At 64.0% G+C, this 767-nt stretch carries 1 protein-coding gene and 1 pseudogene; both read left to right on the plus strand.

All coding sequences use genetic code 11. From position 1 onward, the window contains the following. Positions 1–224 (plus strand): annotated as a pseudogene (locus BZK42_RS27950) (TIGR03752 family integrating conjugative element protein); the annotation flags it as partial. Between the two features lie 20 nt (positions 225–244). Then, positions 245–655, plus strand: coding sequence for a TIGR03751 family conjugal transfer lipoprotein (locus BZK42_RS27955; protein ID WP_080861640.1), 411 nt, complete (start codon positions 245–247; stop codon positions 653–655). Positions 656–767 lie beyond the last annotated feature (112 nt).

The following is a 767-nucleotide window of genomic DNA, read 5'->3' on the forward strand; positions in this document are numbered from 1 at the left end:
AGGCGGTGCTGGGCCAGGCGCTGGGCGGCAGCTTTAAGGAGGTGGCGCAGTGGGTGAAGGAGCGCTACGGGCAGACCTTTGACGCGGTGTACGTCCCGCCCGGGGCGCCGGTGGCGGTACACATCTCACGCCAGCTGAATATTGACTATGCCGAAAAAGGGCGCCGGGTGAAATACGACTTCACGCTGCCGGGCAGCGATGCTGACGGTGGCGGGCTGGATTAGCGATGAGGGGGCATACCGTAATGGTGAAACTGATTAAAGGATATCTGCCGGCAGTGGCGCTGGCAATGCTGCTGGCCGGATGCAGCAGCAGTAAGGAGGCAATACTGCCGGCCGGGGACAGCACGATGCTGGACTTATGGCAGCACCGGTCGGGCAGCGCGCAGCAGGGGGCGCAGGCCCGGGACGCGCTGCGCCGGTCGCTGACGGAGCCGGAACGGCAAGGCGACCGCACGCAGGCAGAGAGCTACAGCCGCACGCAGGAAAGCGAACTCAGCCAGCAGTTCCCGCGGCTGCCGAACCCCGACATGGTGATGTACGTCTTCCCGCATCTGGCCGACGGCAGCGCGCCGGTGCCGGGGTACAGCACGATCTTTCCTTTTTACACCCGCACACAGTATGCCCTGACGGGTGAAAGAACGGAGGCGCTGTAGATGTTCAGTCTTTTTTCCGGTAAACGCAATAAATCTGTACCCCGGATACCCCATCCGTCAGGGCGTGAGCCGCTGAAGCGGGAGGGCAGACTGACCCGCCGCGACGAGGCGA

The organism is Citrobacter braakii (assembly GCF_002075345.1).
Taxonomy (GTDB): domain Bacteria; phylum Pseudomonadota; class Gammaproteobacteria; order Enterobacterales; family Enterobacteriaceae; genus Citrobacter; species Citrobacter braakii.

Coding starts and splice junctions, on each gene's coding strand:
- BZK42_RS27955 (WP_080861640.1), top strand. CDS start 245: ATGGTGAAACTGATTAAAGGATATCTGCCGGCAGTGGCGCTGGCAATG.